This is a genomic window from Microvirga rosea (assembly GCF_020595095.1).
Classification (GTDB): domain Bacteria; phylum Pseudomonadota; class Alphaproteobacteria; order Rhizobiales; family Beijerinckiaceae; genus Microvirga; species Microvirga rosea.
Genome location: NZ_JAJDOP010000014.1, coordinates 20212 through 38666, shown reverse-complemented (window position 1 = coordinate 38666; position 18455 = coordinate 20212). Strand labels below are relative to the sequence as shown.

At 53.7% G+C, this 18455-nt stretch carries 15 protein-coding genes; 8 read left to right on the top strand and 7 right to left on the bottom strand.

From position 1 onward, the window contains the following. Positions 1 to 34 precede the first annotated feature (34 nt). Complete coding sequence (locus tag LJD17_RS21185; RefSeq protein ID WP_227386192.1) at positions 35 to 769, top strand: TerC family protein; 735 nt, start codon at positions 35 to 37, stop codon at positions 767 to 769. Between the two features lie 111 nt (positions 770 to 880). Here LJD17_RS21185 and LJD17_RS21180 read toward each other — a convergent pair whose 3' ends face one another. Next, on the bottom strand, positions 881 to 1471 hold the full coding sequence (locus tag LJD17_RS21180) for a hypothetical protein (RefSeq protein ID WP_227386191.1): 591 nt from the start codon (positions 1469 to 1471) through the stop codon (positions 881 to 883). A 1167-nt stretch (positions 1472 to 2638) separates the two neighbouring features. Between LJD17_RS21180 and LJD17_RS21175 the strand changes: the two genes are divergently transcribed. From LJD17_RS21175 to LJD17_RS21155, 5 genes are all read left to right on the top strand, one after another. Further along, positions 2639 to 3712, top strand: coding sequence for a hypothetical protein (locus LJD17_RS21175; RefSeq protein WP_227386190.1), 1074 nt, complete (start codon positions 2639 to 2641; stop codon positions 3710 to 3712). An 85-nt stretch (positions 3713 to 3797) separates the two neighbouring features. Further along, positions 3798 to 5789 carry a hypothetical protein gene (locus LJD17_RS21170; protein WP_227386189.1) on the top strand — a complete coding sequence of 664 codons (1992 nt, stop codon included), beginning with the start codon at positions 3798 to 3800 and terminating at the stop codon, positions 5787 to 5789. Between the two features lie 162 nt (positions 5790 to 5951). Next, positions 5952 to 7874, top strand: coding sequence for a type I secretion system permease/ATPase (locus LJD17_RS21165; RefSeq protein ID WP_406600860.1), 1923 nt, complete (start codon positions 5952 to 5954; stop codon positions 7872 to 7874). Positions 7875 to 7883: 9 nt separating this feature from the next. After that, on the top strand, positions 7884 to 9236 hold the full coding sequence (locus LJD17_RS21160; RefSeq protein WP_227386187.1) for an HlyD family type I secretion periplasmic adaptor subunit: 1353 nt from the start codon (positions 7884 to 7886) through the stop codon (positions 9234 to 9236). A 264-nt stretch (positions 9237 to 9500) separates the two neighbouring features. After that, on the top strand, positions 9501 to 10232 hold the full coding sequence (locus LJD17_RS21155) for a LuxR C-terminal-related transcriptional regulator (protein WP_227386186.1): 732 nt from the start codon (positions 9501 to 9503) through the stop codon (positions 10230 to 10232). A gap of 371 nt (positions 10233 to 10603) precedes the next feature. Here the strand turns inward: LJD17_RS21155 and LJD17_RS21150 are convergent, their stop codons facing one another. After that, complete coding sequence (locus tag LJD17_RS21150; RefSeq protein WP_227386185.1) at positions 10604 to 10852, bottom strand: DUF6894 family protein; 249 nt, start codon at positions 10850 to 10852, stop codon at positions 10604 to 10606. Positions 10853 to 11376: 524 nt separating this feature from the next. Here LJD17_RS21150 and LJD17_RS21145 point away from each other — a divergent pair. Together LJD17_RS21145 and LJD17_RS21140 are read left to right on the top strand one after the other, a co-directional pair. Continuing rightward, positions 11377 to 12066, top strand: a complete 690-nt coding sequence (locus LJD17_RS21145) for a LuxR C-terminal-related transcriptional regulator (RefSeq protein ID WP_227386184.1) — start codon at positions 11377 to 11379, stop codon at positions 12064 to 12066. 289 nt (positions 12067 to 12355) lie between these two features. Beyond that, positions 12356 to 13429, top strand: a complete 1074-nt coding sequence (locus LJD17_RS21140; protein ID WP_227386183.1) for a mannose-1-phosphate guanylyltransferase/mannose-6-phosphate isomerase — start codon at positions 12356 to 12358, stop codon at positions 13427 to 13429. Between the two features lie 14 nt (positions 13430 to 13443). On the opposite strand, the gene LJD17_RS21135 is transcribed toward LJD17_RS21140, so the two are convergent. Genes LJD17_RS21135 through LJD17_RS21115 form a run of 5 tightly spaced genes read right to left on the bottom strand, consistent with a single transcriptional unit; the run spans position 13444 to position 18455 of the window. Next, a complete protein-coding gene (locus LJD17_RS21135; RefSeq protein WP_227386182.1) occupies positions 13444 to 15075 on the bottom strand; it encodes a GMC family oxidoreductase in 1632 nt (543 codons plus the stop codon). Between the two features lie 48 nt (positions 15076 to 15123). Next, the gene (locus tag LJD17_RS21130; RefSeq protein WP_227386181.1) at positions 15124 to 16104 is read right to left on the bottom strand and encodes a branched-chain amino acid ABC transporter permease; all 981 of its coding nucleotides are present in this window, start codon (positions 16102 to 16104) and stop codon (positions 15124 to 15126) included. After that, complete coding sequence (locus tag LJD17_RS21125) at positions 16104 to 16991, bottom strand: branched-chain amino acid ABC transporter permease (RefSeq protein ID WP_227386180.1); 888 nt, start codon at positions 16989 to 16991, stop codon at positions 16104 to 16106. The genes LJD17_RS21130 and LJD17_RS21125 overlap by 1 nt, the downstream gene beginning before the upstream one ends. Positions 16992 to 16999: 8 nt before the next feature. Then, the gene (locus LJD17_RS21120) at positions 17000 to 17704 is read right to left on the bottom strand and encodes an ABC transporter ATP-binding protein (protein WP_227386179.1); all 705 of its coding nucleotides are present in this window, start codon (positions 17702 to 17704) and stop codon (positions 17000 to 17002) included. Further along, positions 17697 to 18455: an ABC transporter ATP-binding protein gene (locus tag LJD17_RS21115; protein ID WP_227386214.1), complete on the bottom strand. Its 759-nt coding sequence runs from the start codon at positions 18453 to 18455 to the stop codon at positions 17697 to 17699. Before LJD17_RS21115 ends, LJD17_RS21120 begins: the two co-directional genes overlap by 8 nt.

Here is an 18455-nt window from a genome sequence, read left to right as displayed (position 1 = left end):
AAGATAACGGGAAACGTCACAAGGAAAATGTTTGATGAGTGGAATGCTAACCCTCTTTGCCGACCCCACCGTATGGGCTGCCCTCGCAACCCTGATCGTGATGGAGGTCGTGCTCGGGATCGATAATCTGATCTTCATCTCGATCCTGACCAATAAACTCCCTGCTCATCAGCAAACGAAGGCCCGTCGGATCGGTATCGGGTTGGCGCTAATCCTGCGTCTCGGCTTGCTCGGAACTGTGGCCCTGATCGTACAGCTCACCGAGCCGCTCTTTACTGTCTTCGACCATGGATTTTCTTGGCGAGATCTTATCCTTATTGCCGGTGGTCTCTTCCTGGTGTGGAAGGCCACGAAGGAAATCCACCACAGCGTCGACCCGGACCATGGGCCGGATATGTTCGAGAACGGTCGGAGCACCCTCGGCTTTGCATCCGCCATTGGCCAAATCCTTGTCCTCGACCTGGTGTTCTCGATCGACAGCATCATCACAGCCGTCGGGATGACCGATCATGTCCCGGTCATGGTGATCGCGGTAGTCTTCGCCGTGACGGTCATGCTGCTTGCCTCGGACCCTCTCGCCCGGTTTATCCAAGCCAATCCAACCGTGGTCATGCTGGCTTTGGGATTTCTCCTGATGATCGGCATGACTCTCATCGCGGAGGGCTTTGGCGCTCATGTCCCAAAAGGCTACATCTACGCCGCCATGGCCTTCTCGGCACTTATCGAAGGCCTCAACATGCTCTCAAGACGGGCGAAGAAAAAGGAATAGCAAGAGCTCGTTTGATATTGCCGATTGGCTTAGCAATGCGGGAACGCCGCCAAGGCGTTCCCCTGAAGGAGGACGATCTTTCCAGAACGGGATCGGAGCAGTCACGTCTGTCTAGACATGATCCTGGCGCGTATTTTGTGATTGATTGGACAGGGGGCGCACGGAAGCCTGCAGGTGAGGGAGGAAGTTCCATAATTCGCGATTGAGTATTTTCAAATCTTCAATGGCCTTTGTCAGCTCGCGAATACGACTATCGTCAACCGCGCGAACTTCACCCAAGACTAATTTTCCGCCGCTCTCGCGAATCTTCATGGCATGTGTGTGCGTGATTTCACCTTGGTCGCTCACCGCATACATGCAATGGTTGAACTCGTTGCGAATTTTCGTGCATGCATTGAAACGACTTATGAGTCCTTCAAGCTGTTGAGCGACCGCTTTGTCGGCAACTTTAGCTTTTGCAAGTCGTTGCACCAAGTCCAACCGCGCTCGCGTTGTGTTCAATGTGGCGAAGACAATCGCCGCCGATACTTCGTCGGTTTCGAGCAGCAGCATGAGAACATAAATGAACATGCTCTCATTATTCGACCAACTGAAGACGAGGTTGCCGATGAGAGCCAGAACCATCGTTCTGTGATCGGCAGAGGTGATTGCCGCAGCCTCGATGCTGTCGAAGTCCGGCTTCCGGGGTAGTTGTGCTGGCATACCTCTGCCTCCCTGCACCCGACGAGGTCCCATCAGAGTGCCTATAAAGTTCCTCTATTATATGCGAATTTATCCCAAAGGGCGATTGAAGCCGAACTATGGGCCGCTGATCTTCAAGAAAATTCAAGACGGTGACCGATGCTCCAGATATGGAAAGCCCGGCAAGGACGAAAGGCAGCCATCGCGATGCTGGGGCCTTTCCTGGAAACAAGCGAGCGAAGCCTAGGGCCTATTCCGTCGGCCGTATGGCACGACCCATACATTCTTGGCTTCATTTCCATGCTGATCACCCTCGAGGCGAGATCCGCCATCGCTACTTCGCTCAGTTCCTATGCTCTTGGGCTCATTCAATCCGAAGCGCTTGCCGAACTGAGTGGAGAGCCCGCAGATATATATGGCGAGGAGATCTTCACCCTAAGTATAAATGGAGATTTGGAGTTCCAGATCGGCTGTCATCAAGCTTTGACGTTTCATTCTCTGTTGAGACAAAGCTTCTCCTGGGACGAAAATAGCCAGGAGCATTACTATCATCATAGTTCGCCCAGATCTCACAATGAGCTTCGGATTATATGGAAAAGCTTATTCGAAGAGAGAGTTGAGGCTGTCACCTGAAATCATATAGTTTTCCTTCCCGTCGAGGGGACTACTCCCTTTGCGCGACTGGACTAAATTCATGAATTAAAGTCTAATTTTGCGATCTGAGGCAGGTTTAAAAGAAACGCTTCAGATGCTCGATCTCACGGGAAACAACAAAGCGTGTTGTAGGCAGTGACTGCCGGAAGTGAGGATCGAGGTGAGAAGTCTAGGATGTCTCATCACAAGATGAGACATACGGCTTGCTCTGATATCAGGAAAGCACTTGGGGCGCTTGTGTGGAAGCGATGGGCTTTTGCTTGGCCGGCAATGTATATGCCGCCGTAAAGCAAATGCTCAAAGCTGAGCGAATGCTGTTTGACTTGATCCTATTTAAAGCAATCAAGGAGGCGCCCGGCCAAGTACAGCGCGAGCATAACTGGTAAGACGTAGTCAGCCCTTGCGATTTGCGGGTCTGAATACCAAAAGCTATGAATTTTATCAGCTCTGTGGCACTCAACAACTCAGCTAATCACGTAATGGATGAGATAGATGAGTTGAGGCGCTGCCATCGCAAATGATGGAATAAGCATTATGGCTACTGATCAAAATGGCAACGTTGCTGCCGCCATCGCCGGATTTGCCTTTGCTTCTCAAGAGAACGGAAACTACGAGGACGAAAGCAATACGGACAGCCGTAACGACAACAGCGTCACTGACAGTTATAACGATAACTCAGACAACAGTGACAATTCCGACAACAGTGATAACTCGGACAACAGTGACAACAGCGACAACAGCGTCACTGACGCTTATAATGATAACTCCGATAACTCGGACAATTCCGATAATAGTGATAACTCGGATAACAGCGACAACAGCGACAACAGCACTACAGACAGCTATAACGACAATAGCGATACAACCACCGTTGACGTCGCACTGAACGATGCTCTCAACGATAAGAGCGTGACTGACAGCTATAACGACAATTCGGACAATAGCGACAACAGTGATAACAGCATCACTGATGCATACAACGACAACTCTGATAACTCAGACAATTCAGACAACAGCGACAATAGCGACAACAGCACGAACGACAGTTATAACGATAATTCCGACAATTCGGACAACAGCGATAACAGCGTAAACGACAGTTACAATCCGACTGACAGCTACAACGATAATAGCGACCACAGCATCAACGATAGCTACAACCCCGTCGACAGCTATAACACAGCCGATTTCGACCTCAGCGTGAATATCCAGGACTCGTTCAACTACTCGGAGACGAACTGGATCAATTTGGATAACACCGATTTCAATGGCGTACTTTCCGCGATTGGCGATGGCGCCGGCCAAGCTTTCAGCCTGACGCAAATCAGCGAGATGACGGATAGTGACACACTGACTGCCAACCTATCCAGCAACTCGGAATGGAGCCAGAGCGGCGAGTGGAATGGAGGCGACGCGAGCGGTATCAATGGCGCATCCGGCGACTTTGCTTCAGGTGCGGGAGAGGACGGCACAGTTGCTGCAGAGGCGACCGCAGCTGCGACCTCTCATCTTGAAGCGTTCAACCAAAACATCTCTATGGGTGCGAACATCCAGTACCATACGATGACGGTCGTCGGTGGCGATTTCACAGACGATCATCACAGCTAAGATCTCGCACATATCATCGGCCCGCGCGGATTAGCGCGGGCCAACTCATGGTTTCGAGTGACGTCGAAAGTAAGAGGAGCATTTCATGGCCCCAGGCGGTGTGCTCGAGATCATTTGGCATTTCGCCGGATACTGGCATCTCATCCAAGACTTCGCTGCGACGCGCCATGACTACGACGAAGCTTTCTATAAAGACCATAGCTCCGATTACAGGATCAACCTAACCGACGGTGGAACGCTATCCCCGGGCATTCTGGATGTTGGATCGAGCGCTGTTCATGCATCTCTAGGAGCAGCTCTCCACGGTTCAAGTAGCTTTCCTGCCGGTCTGAAATTGCAACATCAGGACTATCCTCATATTGACGCTGGCGTCCCGGCTCCATCTTTATTCCGAGATACGATGGAGGACGGAAGCGCTCTCGGCGCGTTTTCGGTCCACTCGGGGCTTCATATTCGATACCTGCACGGCACCCACCAAGGTGAACGGCACCCGCATTCTCCAGCGGAGCGAGACACCCATCATCACACGCCGACTTATACTATGTCTTATGACGATCCGCCGAGCGGGGTCGTCGGAAAGCTGACGCAAGTCAACATGCTGTCCGACAATGACCGCTTCTCCGACGGGAGAGAGGCTCACAACATTATCCAGGGCCTCGACGACACGTATCCGATGGCGGATCTCGTCAATATGGGGACCGACATCATTCCTGCGTCTCAGGTGTCAGCGGGGCAACTCGGAGACTTTGGCGTCGCCGCTTTAACGGCTCATGATGAAGCGCTTTCGTCAGGACAGGACGAGTCCGTTATTCAGGAGCCGGGCCGATATGTGAACGGAGTACTGCAGAGCCAGGACACTTCTTCCTCGCATGATGCATCGGTCGAATCTCCGAAGCCACCCGAGCCCGGCAACGTCGAAGCAGACAATGCCCAGATCGTTGAAGCAGGAGGTAACAAAGCCGAAAACGTTGCGCTTGTTCTTGATTTCAACGAAATGCCGGCGGCACTTATTGTGCAAGGCAGCTACTTTTCAACAAATGCCATTCTACAAGCGAACGTCCTGCAGAACAATGATGCCATCCTTGACGCGGGCAGCAAGCCTGCGGTGATTGATGAAGGGCAAAACTCGACCGACAACACTGCAACGGTCAGCCCTAAAGAAGATCTCCAAATAGGTGGTTATCACACTCTTCGAGGGGATCTGAAGGTCAATGTCGACTATGTCGACGGCGACCTGTTCGACATTAAGGCGCTGACACAGCGTAGCTATCTCAAGGATGGCGATGTCACGATCCAAACTCAGATGAACACTTATGCCGAAGTCCACAGCGGCGGCAATGAGCAATACAATGTTGCGCGATTCGAGGATTGGGGGCAGAACTATGACATCATAGTCGTCCTTGGAAATTATCATTCTGCAAACGTCATTTCGCAGCTGAATGTTGTGCTCGACGATGATGTTATAGGCCTCAATTCCGGTTCGGATGAAAACGTCACACATGTTTTCTCCGATCAGAACAACCTACAGAATGAGGCCGCCATTCACACTTATGGCACTTCGAGCTTTTCCAATCTGACCGGCGATATTGAGCAGCTCATTCAAAGCCTGAACGGCCGTGAAACTGTCGATCGACAGGACTGGTCGAGCTTTCATGGATCCGCTCAAGGTTCCCTGAACGTTTTGTTCGTCACAGGCGACTATTACGATCTTAATATTATCAGCCAGGTTAATTATATCTCCGATCCGGATGTGGCCTTACAAGTCGCAAACGATCAATCGACCTTTCAATGGGTATCGACCGGCGGAAATGCGGCGAGCAACTATGCGGTGATCGTCGATGGGAGTGCGACATCAAGTCAGATAATCGGAGGTGATGTCTATGAGGACTCTATTCTGCTGCAGGCTAACTTGGTCTCCGATTCGACGCAGACGATCCCGACTGACCCTAATGCTCTGGTGACCGAACTCGTCGCTTTCGTAGATCATAGCTCCGAGGCCGCGCAGGTCGACGCCGGCGCCTGGACGAAGGATATCTTCGGCAGCCAGCATGACACTTTCGGGCACGTTTTGACTTGATTTTCAGGGGAATGGGGCGGCGATGCAGCTGGAGTCTGGGCCCTAAGCGCGATCGTTGAAGTTCTACATCAGCTTATCTGACGCAAACCTTCCATCGGAATCAGTCCATTAACGGCTTTCTTTCCAAGTCAGTAGATAGGGCTAATTGAGGATCCACCCTCGATGCATGGTACTTCGAAGCCGACACCGCAATCACAGATCCCTGGTAGAGATGAAGCCGTCGTTTCACCCATTTTTCAGGGAAGGGCGGCGGTTGCATATCCAAGAGAAAGTGACAAAGCAAAGCTTAGGCATGAACCTTATCGGAATGGAAAGCGGAGCGCCTCTGGGAGTGGAGAGCTGCCTCTCGGCAAAGGGCCACAATTACAGCAGCGTTATGCGGATCGTGACTTTCGAGAGGTCTTGAGCAAGGGGTTGGCTACCTGCCGCCGGAATCTAATTACTGTCGCGATTTTTTCGTTTTTCGTGAACGTTCTTGTTCTGGCAATTCCTATTTATCTCTTCAATATATCTGACCGCGTTTTGACCAGTCGTAGCGTCGACACGCTGGCGATGCTCTCTCTGATCGTTGTAGGCGCGATCGTTGCACATGTTCTCATGGATATGATGCGCCGCTTCATTTTAATGAGAATTGCTGTTGAGGCCGAAAGCAAGCTGGGGGCGCCCGTATTGAGTGCCGCGGCGAAAGCCTCACAGAATGGATCGAGCAAAGAATTTCAAACTCTGTCTGATTTGCAGCACGTGCGAAGCTTCCTGACGGGGCCTGTGCTTCTGATGATGCTGGATGCTCCTGTCGCTCCAGTTTATCTCTTTGCTGTTTTCATGATCCATCCTGAGCTGGGATACATCGTCTCTGTTACAGGGATCCTGCTTCTGAGCGTGGCGCTCTTCAATCAAAAACTGACGGCCATTCCTTTTGCAAAAGCAAACGCTTATGCCTCAAGAGCGAATCTTCAAGCCGATGCGATGGCTCGTAACGCTCAAGTTATTAACGCCATGGGGATGATCCCGGAAGGCGTCTTGATGTGGGGGCGTGAGACTGGCGAGTCTCTGAAGGCGCAAGTCATCGCTCAAGACCGCAACATCCTCATGACCGGTCTTTCGCGTTTCATTCGACTGGCGACTCAGGTTTCCCTATTGGGATGGGGCGCAACGTTGTCCATGGCCGGCGAGTTGACAGGCGGCATGGTAATTGCATCGTCGATCGTTGCCAGTCGCGCTCTTGCTCCCGTCGAAGGGACGATTGAAGGATGGCGAAGCTTCGTCCAGGCGCGTTCCGCATATGGACGCATCAGGTCACTGCTTCAGAATTCCCCACTCAACATGGAAAGATTGCGACTGCCGCAGCCGCAGGGACGGCTCAGCGTCGAGCGCGTCCTTTATGTGCCCCCCCCGAATAAAAAGGTCATTCTCAACGGAATTTCCTTTCAGCTCGATCCTGGAGAATCTCTTGCGATCGTCGGGGCTTCAGGCACTGGAAAATCCACTCTCGGAAGAATGCTGGTTGGTTCGATCATTCCGACGGCTGGGAGCGTCCGCCTCGACATGATGGATCTACGGAACTGGGACCCCCGGCAGTTTGGGGAGAGTGTCGGATACCTTCCACAGGACGTGCAGCTCTTTCCTGCGTCGATCAAGGCGAATATCGCACGGATGAGGGAGGATGTGAGCGATGATGACATCTTCGATGCCGCAGCGCTGGCCGATGTCCATGAGATGATCTCTCAGTTTGCGCAGGGCTATGAGACGATTGTCGGTATGGATGGAAGCCCGCTTTCCGGTGGTCAGCGTCAACGTATCGGTCTTGCTCGCGCCTTCTTTGGAAATCCACGCCTTGTCGTGCTGGATGAGCCGAATTCGAATCTCGATTTCCCGGGAGAGCAGGCTCTTGCCAGGGCGCTGATGCGGGCTAAGGAGCGCCGCATTACCATTGTGGCCATCACTCAGCGTCCGGCTTTGCTTAAGAGCGTCGACAAGATCATGATGCTGAAAGATGGCTCCGTTCAAGCTTTCGGGAAGCGCGATGAAATCATTCCTCTCATGAGTGGACGGGCCCAGAATGGCCCGCCAGTCCTCGAAGCGTAGATTTTCATCATGTCATATACGGCCAATCTGACACTGCAGAAGCAACAGGAATGGTACGCAGACGTACCTCGGAGTACGCGTCTTCCTACCGTGACAGGCATTGCAATTCTTGCTCTTACCTTACTCTGCTTTGGGTACTGGGGAGGAATTGCGCCTATTGCCGGCGCGGTCGTGACCAACGGCGCGTTCGTCGCGACAGGGCAGAACAAGATCATTCAGCATCTCGAAGGCGGCGTCATACAAGATATCCTGGTGAAGGAAGGCGATGTTGTTGAACCCGGAGAAACTCTTCTTCAACTCGACGAGACAGGCCCACGTGCTGAATTGCGTCGGCTTGCGCTGCGCGAGGCACGTCTCGTTGCCATCGAGTCTCGCTTAAGGGCCGAAATGGCCGAGGAGCGTGAGATTGCATTCTCGGGGGAGCTGTTGTCGAGAGTATCGACCGACGCGGATATTGCGACCATCATCAAAGCGCAACGGGCAACCATAGAGGCACGTCAAAAAAGCCTGGAAAGCGAGATTGCGTCAATCAAGACGAGTATTGAAGCTTTGCAGGAACGCATCAAGGGAAGCACGACGCAGCTTGCCTCGGTGCGGGAGCAGATCGCTTTCTTTGACGAGGAGCTCCAAGCAAAGGAGCAGCTCCTGAAGAATGGTTTGATCCGACGATCAGAGGTCCTGGCTCTTCAGCGTGCTCGCGCCAATCTCCAGGGCGAGGCTGGACGCTTAACCGGTGAAATCGGAGATTCCAAGGAGCGTATCGCGCGGTCTCAGGAGCAGATCATCGGCGTACGTAACGCGGCCATCAAAACGTCAGTCGAGCAGCTGCACGAAACGTTGGGGGAACTTGCGGATGTTCGAGAGCGCATATTGTCTGCTTCTCGCATTGTGGAGAGGGTGAAGATTACCAGCCCAGTGAAGGGCGTTGTCGTTAAGCTTCGCTATCACACCCCTGGTGGGGTGGTCGAAGCCGGCAAGACCGTAATGGAAATCGTTCCCTTGCAAGATAATCTCTTGATCGAAGTCAGGGTGCGTCCTCAGGATATTCCAAACGTCAAACTAGGACAGAAAGCCATCGTTCGCCTTACTGCTCTTAAACAACGTGTCACGCCCATGATCGAAGGAGAGGTTGTGTATGTCTCGGCGGATGCGCTTCCTGATGAAAAGAGTGCGCTGACGCGGAATGACGTTTATGTCGCGCGGGTTTCACTAAATCCTCAAGAGATATCGAAGGTTCATGATTTTGCTCCGACGCCGGGAATGCCCGCGGAGGTCTATATCAAAACTGCCGATCGCACCTTTATCGAGTATCTCCTCCAACCCATCCGCGACAGCATGGCCCGCGCATTTCGTGAAATGTAACGAGTTGGCGTTAGGACCTTATGGCTGCACCGACACCATCGTGGAATCTCCTACCTCCTGTTGCCAGGCCACTGTGAAAATTGTCCATCCTGGAGGTTAGGTTTGCTATGAATATTCTGACCGTAGGAATCAATGTCCTGAGCCTGGGTCTCTTAGGATGATGTTCTGGTACCACCTAAGCGGTAAAATTACCCCTTTTGCCTTAATGATTAACAAGTCATGAATTGTATAATTCAAGGAAATTTGCAGAAGGAATGTCATCATATGTCGCAGAACTTGTCTCCTGTAACAACGTTCCTTCTGTGCCGGAATGCTATGTTACGAGAAGGGATACGCCATATTCTATCAAGCACGCACTACAGCGTGCAGTCGGATTACGGCAACGAAGAAAGCAATTCTTCCGCTCCTGCAGATGAAAAATCATCCCTCTTCATCATTGATGAGAACCTTCATCATGCTGAAACACCCAGCATCATTTATGATTTGAAAGCACAGAGCCCAAAGGCGCATATCGTTGTCCTTGCAGACAGCTTCGATCTTGCAAATATGATTGCGATCATGGAGGCGGGGGCAAGCGGATATTGTCTCGCGACGATCGCATGCGAGACGTTGGTCAAGTACTTGGATCTCGTTATGCTGGGGGAAAAGGTTTTCCCTGCCGGAATGGTTCTTTCCCAAATCGCAGAGCCCAAAGTCGCTCCATCCTCGCCGCGGTTTTATGATGCGTCGGATATCCAGAGGATGCAGGTAGTTGCCACAAGCCTGCCAAGCAGGATGCTGTCAGCCAGAGAAGCAGAAATTCTGCATTGCCTCATGGAAGGGGCGCCCAATAAGACGATCGCACGCAAACTTGAAGTGGCCGAAGCGACTGTGAAGGTCCATGTCAAAGCCATTCTTCGCAAAATCAGGGTCACAAATCGCACTCAGGCGGCCATGTGGGCTGTGGCTCACTTCTCCAACGGCTCCCAGGACGATCAGCCAAGTTTATCCTCATAACGAGTAGGGCTCGCCCCATCGCGTGCTTTCATAATGAGTACTATGTACTGAGATAAAGGTTTCCATAGGCGTTTGGAGCCCTCATCTCAGTACCGAAGGGTTTAGAACGGACGTTAGTAGGTTGGGTTGATGAAGAATAGAAGGCTTATACTTCGGACCTGAAAAAGGCCGTACTCAAATTTTTTTGTCATTCGAACAAACTACAGAATATAATCGCTTTTCGAGAGGCTTAACCTATGGTCTCCAAGAAGAGTAAAGCCAGACCTCAAAATCTTCCGACCACGAAGGATATGGTCAAAGAGCATGTTCGAATGATGCTTCAGAGGCTCGCGCAAGAAACCGGGAAACATCCCGAGGGGCTGAGCCGACCATCAATGAAGGATGCTGTTGAGCGGAATGGAAAGTAGAACTTTCCCGGTTTCGTTCGTCACCTCGAGCGTCCAGTTTCGCCAATCTTCAGCGAATTCTTCTTCTTCCTCTAGAAGTTCTTCTATCGCTTTTATGGCTTGAACCCGAGCCTGATCCAGATCCGTTACTTCGATGCCATCGTGATCGAGGATCTTCTCATAATTATCGATAAGATTGAAATAACATCTCATGATGACAAGGGGTGGCTCCATGTGTGTCTATAATCTTGCTTAGGATCTGGTAAATCTGAACCCCTCGTAACAACCGGTTTAAATCTGCTGAGTTTGTATGTCTAGGTTCATCCCTGTGCTTACTGCCCATACTACTCTCAAGAGTACAGACGAATCAGGAAAACCAAGGTCTATGCAGACTCCTGAGGCGAGTTCAGCTTGAAGAGGCTTGCACCATTGCAGGATATGAGGTGCTTCGCGGGCCCACTCTTAAGGAGCTGTTTGCAAAAATAGGTACATGCCTGCTTTTGGGGCTAAGATCATTAACAAGGCATTTGTACATAAGAAACAATTAGGCTAGTTTTCACGCAAGGGAAATACAAATAAAGATGATGCTGAACTGTCCGGGGGTTTGGTCAGAGAAGCAGGCAATGAGAAAGAACTATAGTTTCGATAGCCTATCCAACTTGGATAGTTTTGTCTCGGAAGAGACTTTCTCGGAAAGCTCAAACCTCCGTTCTCAGGGGCGGGGTCGCACGGCTAGCCGTGACCCAGGTCATGTTCCCATGCTTCTGGTGGAGCCTAACACTCTGCTCAGGGAAGGGTTGAGGCGAATTCTCGCGGACACACACTTTAATGTCGTTGTTTCCTGCGCCAATTTCGCCGAGGTCGGCAATCGCTGGGTGGACGAACCATTCATGCTCGTCGTCAGTGCCAATGGCGATTACAGCGAAGTCTTCCATCAAATCAGGCAATTCAAGGCAGAACACCAGTCCGCGAAGGTTGTCGTTCTGGTTGAACATTACGATATGAAGGAGGTTCTCTCGGCCTTTCAGGCTGGAGTCGACGCGTATCTGCTGAAGTCAGTGTCTTTCGAGGTGCTGGTCAAGTCGCTCGATCTGGTCATGCTCGGCGAGGCGGTTTATCCGGCAGCCATTCTAAGCTTGATCCAAACCTCATCCGCCGGGGCCGACGAGGCCCAAGAGGATCCGGACGAGGTGCTGATGGAAGCGGGAAGCAAGCTGGGAAAACGGGGCCTTTCCACGCGAGAGACCGTTATCCTTCGCTGCCTTATGCAGGGCGATTCCAATAAGCTGATCGCAAGGAAGTTCGATATCACCGAAGCGACGGTGAAGGTGCATGTCAAAGCGATCCTTCGCAAAATACGCGCGAAAAATAGAACACAGGCTGCTATTTGGGCTGCAAGCCACCTCCGCTCTGGAGAGCAGGCTGCTGTGGCAGACAGTGCACATTGATCTTGGGAGTTGCAGCGTTCCGGCTAAACGTTGGAATGCTGCGACCCGATGATTTGGGCGGAAACTTCGCAAAACACTTATAGGCTGGGAAGGCCGCTCTCGGATTTAGACGGCAAGGTCAGGAAATTCGAGTATCGTTCAGCGGGTCTGGACGCTCGTTGACAAAGACCGCCGATCCTCCCCGTTCAGTGAGTATTGTCACCTAATCCCCTTAGATACACTGACGCCGCTTCTATCGGCGTTCTCTTCGGAACATCTGAGGTCCGCGAGATGGCTTGCGGAGGACCTCATGACCAAGATCGTTCCTGTTCTCCTATCGGGAGGATCTGGGAGTAGGCTGTGGCCCCTTTCCAGCCAAGCGCATCCAAAGCAGCTGCTGACCTTGGGTGGCGAAACAACCCTCCTGCAGCAGGCTGCGATGCGGCTAAAGGACGACACTCTCTTTGAAGCACCCATTATCGTCGCGAACGCCGCACATGGTATGGCTATCGGCGAGCAGTTGCGTGCGGTTGGTTTCGACGCCCCATGCATCATCCTTGAACCCGTCGGCCGGAATACCGCACCCGCGGTCCTCGTTTCCGCACTCGTCGCAGAACAACGCTCATCGAGCGATCTCATGCTGGTCATGCCGACAGATCACGTCATAACTGACGGCGACGTCTTCGGGGAGGTGATCAGGAAAGGTTGCGCTGCCGCTCTCAAAGGCGATTTCGTTCTGTTCGGCATTGAACCGTCTGCTCCGGAAACCGGCTTCGGGTATATTCAAGCGGATCTTCCGATCGGTCCGGAAACAGGAGCTCGCATGGTAAAGAGCTTTACGGAGAAACCGGATAGAACCACGGCAGAGCGCTTTCTGGCGAGCGGGGAGTATCTATGGAACAGCGGAATCTTCTTGCTGCCGATCCATGCTCTCATCCGCGAACTTGAGCAACGGGAGCCTGACATGGTGCAAGCGTGCCGTAAGGCGGTCTCAGAGGCTGTGTCTTGCCCTGAGGGCCTGCATCTTGACCATCAGGCTTTCTCGCACGCAAAGAGCATTTCCCTCGATCACGCGCTTTTTGAGAGAGTCAAAAACATAGCCGTTATCCCATCGCCATTGGAATGGCACGATATCGGCACTTGGTCCGCTCTGTGGGAGATCGGGGCCAAGGACTCTGAGCAAAATGTCGTCTTAGGCAGCGCTATTCTGAAGAACAGCAAGGCGAGCTATGTTCGCTCCGAGGGGCCCATCGTCGCAGCTATTGGAGTCCAGGATCTCATTATCGTGGTAACCTCCGAGGCAGTGTTGGTGGTGGAGAAAAGCCGCTCCCAGGACGTCAAGCTTCTCGCAGAGGAGATTGCACGCATGAAGGAGCGCCGCTGAGATCGAAAGGGCGCTTATGCGGCTGACGACGTGCTTGCCGCCTGCTCTTCAAGGATCATCATGGCTCCCTTTTCAGCAATCATCAAAGTCGGCGAGTTCGTATTGCCGCTGGTGATCGTCGGCATGACAGAGGCGTCTACGACGCGAAGACCGGAAACACCGCGCACGCGAAGGCGTTCATCCGTTACCGCCAGCGGATCATCCTCAATGCCCATCTTTGCTGTGCCGACGGGATGGAAGATGGTCGTCCCGATTTCGCGAGCTCCATAAAGAAGCTCTTCGTCTGTGACCAGGTCGGCGCCGGGCCTGTACTCCTCCGGCTGATATTTCTGCAGCGCGGGCATGGAAACGACCCGTCTGACCAACCGAAGCGCATCGACCGCAACATCCTGGTCCTCGCGCGTGGCCAATGAGTTCAGTCTGATGGCGGGAGCTTGCGTCGGATCTTGGGCACGCAGCTTGACACTTCCTCGGCTCGTGGGTCGCAAGTTGCAGACGCTGGCCGTAAAAGCTGGAAACGGGTGAGGCTCTTCTCCGAATTTATCGAGAGAAAGAGGCTGGATATGAAATTGCAGATTCGGCGTGGCGTATTGGGGCGACGAGCGTGTGAACGCGCCCAATTGAGACGGCGCCATTGTCAAAGGCCCGCGCCGAAAGAGAGCATATTGCAAAGCCATATGACCTTTTTTCAGGAGAGAGCGGTAATCCTCATTGAGCGTTCGAACGCCCCGGACCTTATAGACCGGACGCAGTTGCAGGTGATCCTGTAGGTTCTCGCCAACGCCTGGCAGATGGTGAATGACCTCGATGCCATGCTGCTGCAGAAGATTGCCGTCGCCGAGGCCCGAGAGTTGCAACAATTGCGGCGTCACAACCGCCCCCGCCGATATCACCACTTCCTTCCGCGCCATGACCCGCCGCACTATGCCGTCCTGGAGATATTCCACGCCAACGGCATGCTTGTTCTCGAACAAAATCCTTGTCGCGCGAGCGTGAGTCTTAACGTTGAGATTGGCACGAGACAGAGCAGGTTTGAGGAAACCACGTGCCGCAGACCAGCGGCGCCCGTTTTTCTGGTTGACGTGAAAGTATGCGATTCCTTCATTGCTTCCGGTGTTGAAGTCGTTCGTCCGGGGAATCCCGGCCTCGACAGCCGCTTCGATAAAGGCATCGAGGAGATCCCATCGAACGCGAGGGGCTTCGATGCGCCATTCTCCGCCTGCGCCGTGATGCTCATTGTCGCCGAGATAATGGTCTTCGTGGCGCCGGAAGATCGGCTTGACGTCATCCCATCCCCAGCCACGCAATCCCAATTGGCGCCAATGATCATAATCCTCGCGCTGCCCGCGCATATAGATCATGGCATTGATGGCGGACGAGCCTCCCAGAACCTTTCCGCGCGGATAGTTCAGCACGCGGTTGTTCAGGCCTTCCTCGGCCTCGGTCTTGAACATCCAGTCGGATCTGGGATTCCCAATAGCGAAAAGATAGCCTACCGGAATGTGAAACCAGATCCAGTCATCCTTGCCACCTGCCTCCAGCAGGCAGACGGAGTTGCGAGCATCCGCAGAAAGTCTGTTGGCCAGGACGCAACCCGCCGATCCGCCGCCGACGATGATATAATCATAGGTCTCGTTGTCCGACATTCCGCAGCCTCGTGACCCAGCGCTCTCAGTGGGCATTGAGAATGGAAATTAATCAGGCCGTCCTTCTCGGCGCCTCACGAATTCCAGAAGCTCACCAACAACGCCCCGCCGAAAAACCAGCACGCACACCACGAAAATAATGCCAATCAGAACAGTGACCGGAAAATCCGATGAGGCCAGATAGTTCTGGAGGGCGATAACGAAAGCTGCTCCGACAACAGGGCCGACCAACGTTCCAATGCCTCCGAGAAGGGTCATCAAAATGACCTCGCCGGACATTTGCCACTGAACGTCGGTCAGCGTTGCGAACTGAAAAACGATGGCCTTCGTTCCGCCCGCAAGGCCTGCCAGGGCAGCCGACATCACAAATGCCCCAAGCTTGTAGCGATCAACACGATAACCAAGTGAGACGGCCCGCCGCTCGTTCTCGCGTATCGCTTTGAGAATATTGCCGAAGGGTGAGTTTACAATCCGCCATACGGCAAAGAAGCCGAACAGGAATATGGCAAGTGTCACATAATACATGGAAAGGGGCTCATTGAGGTCGATGAACCCGAGGAGATGCCCCCGTGGAACACCCTGAATTCCATCCTCGCCATGCGTGAAGGGCACCTGGAGGCAGATGAAGGCGAACATCTGTCCAAGAGCCAGCGTGATCATCGCGAAATAGATCCCTTGGCGGCGAATTGCCAAGAAACCGACTACCAAGCCCAAGATTGCTGCTCCAAGCACTCCCAGGAGAATTCCCGCAAGCGGATCCCATCCCCAAACTTTGACGGCGTGAGCCGTGAAGTAGGCGGCTCCGCCGAAAAAGGTCGCATGGCCGAACGACAGAAGGCCGACATAGCCGATGAGCAGATTGAATGCGCATGCGAAAAGCGCAAAGCACAACATGCTCATCAGGAGAACGGGATAGACGACGAAGGGCGCCGCCAGGAGCCCGACGAGGGCCAGCGCCGTCAGCAGCCTCGTCAGAGTGCGAAGGTCAGGTTGCCTTGCTATAGGCTGGGATTGCACTTCCACCGACATCACGCTTCTCTTCCGAATAAGCCGGCCGGCCTGATCAGGAGGACGACGGCCATGACGACGAATATGACGATGCTTGATGCTTCGGCATAAAAGACCTTGGTCAATCCCTCCAGGATCCCGAGCATGTAACCCGTGATGATCGCTCCGAGGATGGACCCCATGCCGCCGACGACGACCACGGCAAAGACGATGATGATGAGGTTGGATCCCATCAGCGGATTGACCTGGTAGATCGGGGCGGCCAGAACGCCCGCAAGAGCGGCCAGTGCCGCCCCAAGGCCATAGGTCAGCGTCAGGAGCCGTGGCACGTTCACACCGAAAGCCTGAACCAAAGTGGCGTTTTCTGTCGCCGCCCGTAGATATGAACCAAGGCGTGTTTTCTCGATGAGAAGCCACGTCCCAAGGCAGATGATAAGGGATGCGACGACGACCCAGCCCCGGTAGATCGGCAAGAACATAAAGCCGAGATTCATCGCGCCGGTCAGCTGGGGGGGCGGTGCATAGGGCTTGCCGGAAGTGCCGAACCAATACCGGAAGGCCCCTTCGAAAATCAGCGCCAGCCCGAAGGTGAGGAGCAGGCCGTAAAGGGGATCGAGGCCATACAAACGGCTGAGCATCGTACGTTCGATGACAATGGCGACCGCACCGACGATCAAGGGTGCGAGAATGAGAGCGAGCCAGTAACCGATACCCAAGTAGTTCAGAAGGCCATAAGACACGAAAGCGCCGAGCATGTACTGGGCGCCATGGGCGAAGTTGATAACCCTCAGCAGGCCGAAGATGACCGCCAGGCCGAGACTGAGAAGAGCGTAGAAGGACCCGTTGATGAGGCCAATCAGAATCTGACCGTAGAGGGCAGGGGCCGGAATGCCGAAAATCGTGCTCATCTGTTCTCTTACACTCCCAGCACGTCGTGCAGTTCATTCATATGATCATCGAGCTCGTGCTCGGCGAATGAATTGACCATCCGGCCATCTTCCATGAGATAAAAGCGATCGGCGACTTTCCGGGCGAAGCGGAAATTCTGCTCTACGAGCAGAATGGTCATCCCCCGTTGTTTCAGTGCCACCAGCACATCGCCAATGCGCTGCACGATGACCGGAGCCAATCCCTCCGTGGGCTCATCGAGGAGGATGATCTTCGCTCCGGTCCTCAGAACCCGGGCGATCGCGAGCATCTGCTGCTCGCCGCCAGACAGCTTTGTCCCTTGACTGTTGCGACGCTCCTGAAGATTGGGAAACAGCCGATAGATCTCTTCGACGCTCATGCCTCCTTCCGCCACTTTCGGCGGCAGGGTGAGGTTTTCCTCCACGCTGAGGCTGGCAAAAATTCCGCGCTCCTCGGGAACGTACCCGAGCCCCATCTGGGCGACGCGATGGAGAGGCAGAACCGTAAGATCCTTTCCGGCCAGATTAATAGTCCCCTCACGTCGACGCAGGATGCCCATGATGGCCCGTAGCGTAGTGGTCTTCCCTGCACCGTTCCGGCCAAGCAGCGTGACGGTTTCGCCCTGGCGGATATCGAGGTCGATGCCATGAAGAATGTGGCTCTCGCCATACCAAGCGTTCAAGGCGCGGATCTTGAGGAGCGCGTCAGTCATGCTCTGTACCCATGTAGGCTTCCCGCACACGGGGATCCGCGCTGACGACATCGTAGCTTCCGTCAGCCAGAATTTCCCCGCGTGCCAGGACGGTGACCCGGTCGCAGAGATCCGACACGACGTGGAGATTGTGTTCGACCATGAGAATCGTCCGCCCTTTGGAAATTCTCCGGATAAGGTCGGAGATGCGCCCGATATCCTCGTGTCCCATACCGGCCATCGGCTCGTCGAGAAGAAGCATGGCAGGATCGAGGGCCAGGGTTGTGGCGATCTCCAATGCGCGCTTGCGTCCATAGGGCAATTCTACGGCGGGCAGGTGCGTGTAGGCCGCTAGATTGACGGCCTCTATCAGTTCGATCGCCTGCTCATCCAATCTCGAAAGGACATTCGACGAACGCCAGAACTGGGTTGAGAGGCCGGCAGGACGCTGGAGAGCGATCCGCACATTGTCGAGCACCGTCAGGTGCGGAAACACCGCCGAGATCTGAAAGGATCTCACGAGACCGAGACGAGCGACCTCCGCGGGCTTCAGTCCCGTAATGTCCCGACCGCGGAACTCAATGCTTCCGCGGGTCGGGGTCAGGAACTTGGTGAGCATGTTGAAGACAGTGGTCTTTCCAGCTCCGTTCGGGCCAATCAGCGCGTGAATGGTGCCTTCGCGGATCGAAAGGTTCACATTGTTCACGGCAACGAAGCCGCGAAATTCCATCGTGATTCCACTGGCGTTCAGGATAGGCGTGGCGTTGACCAT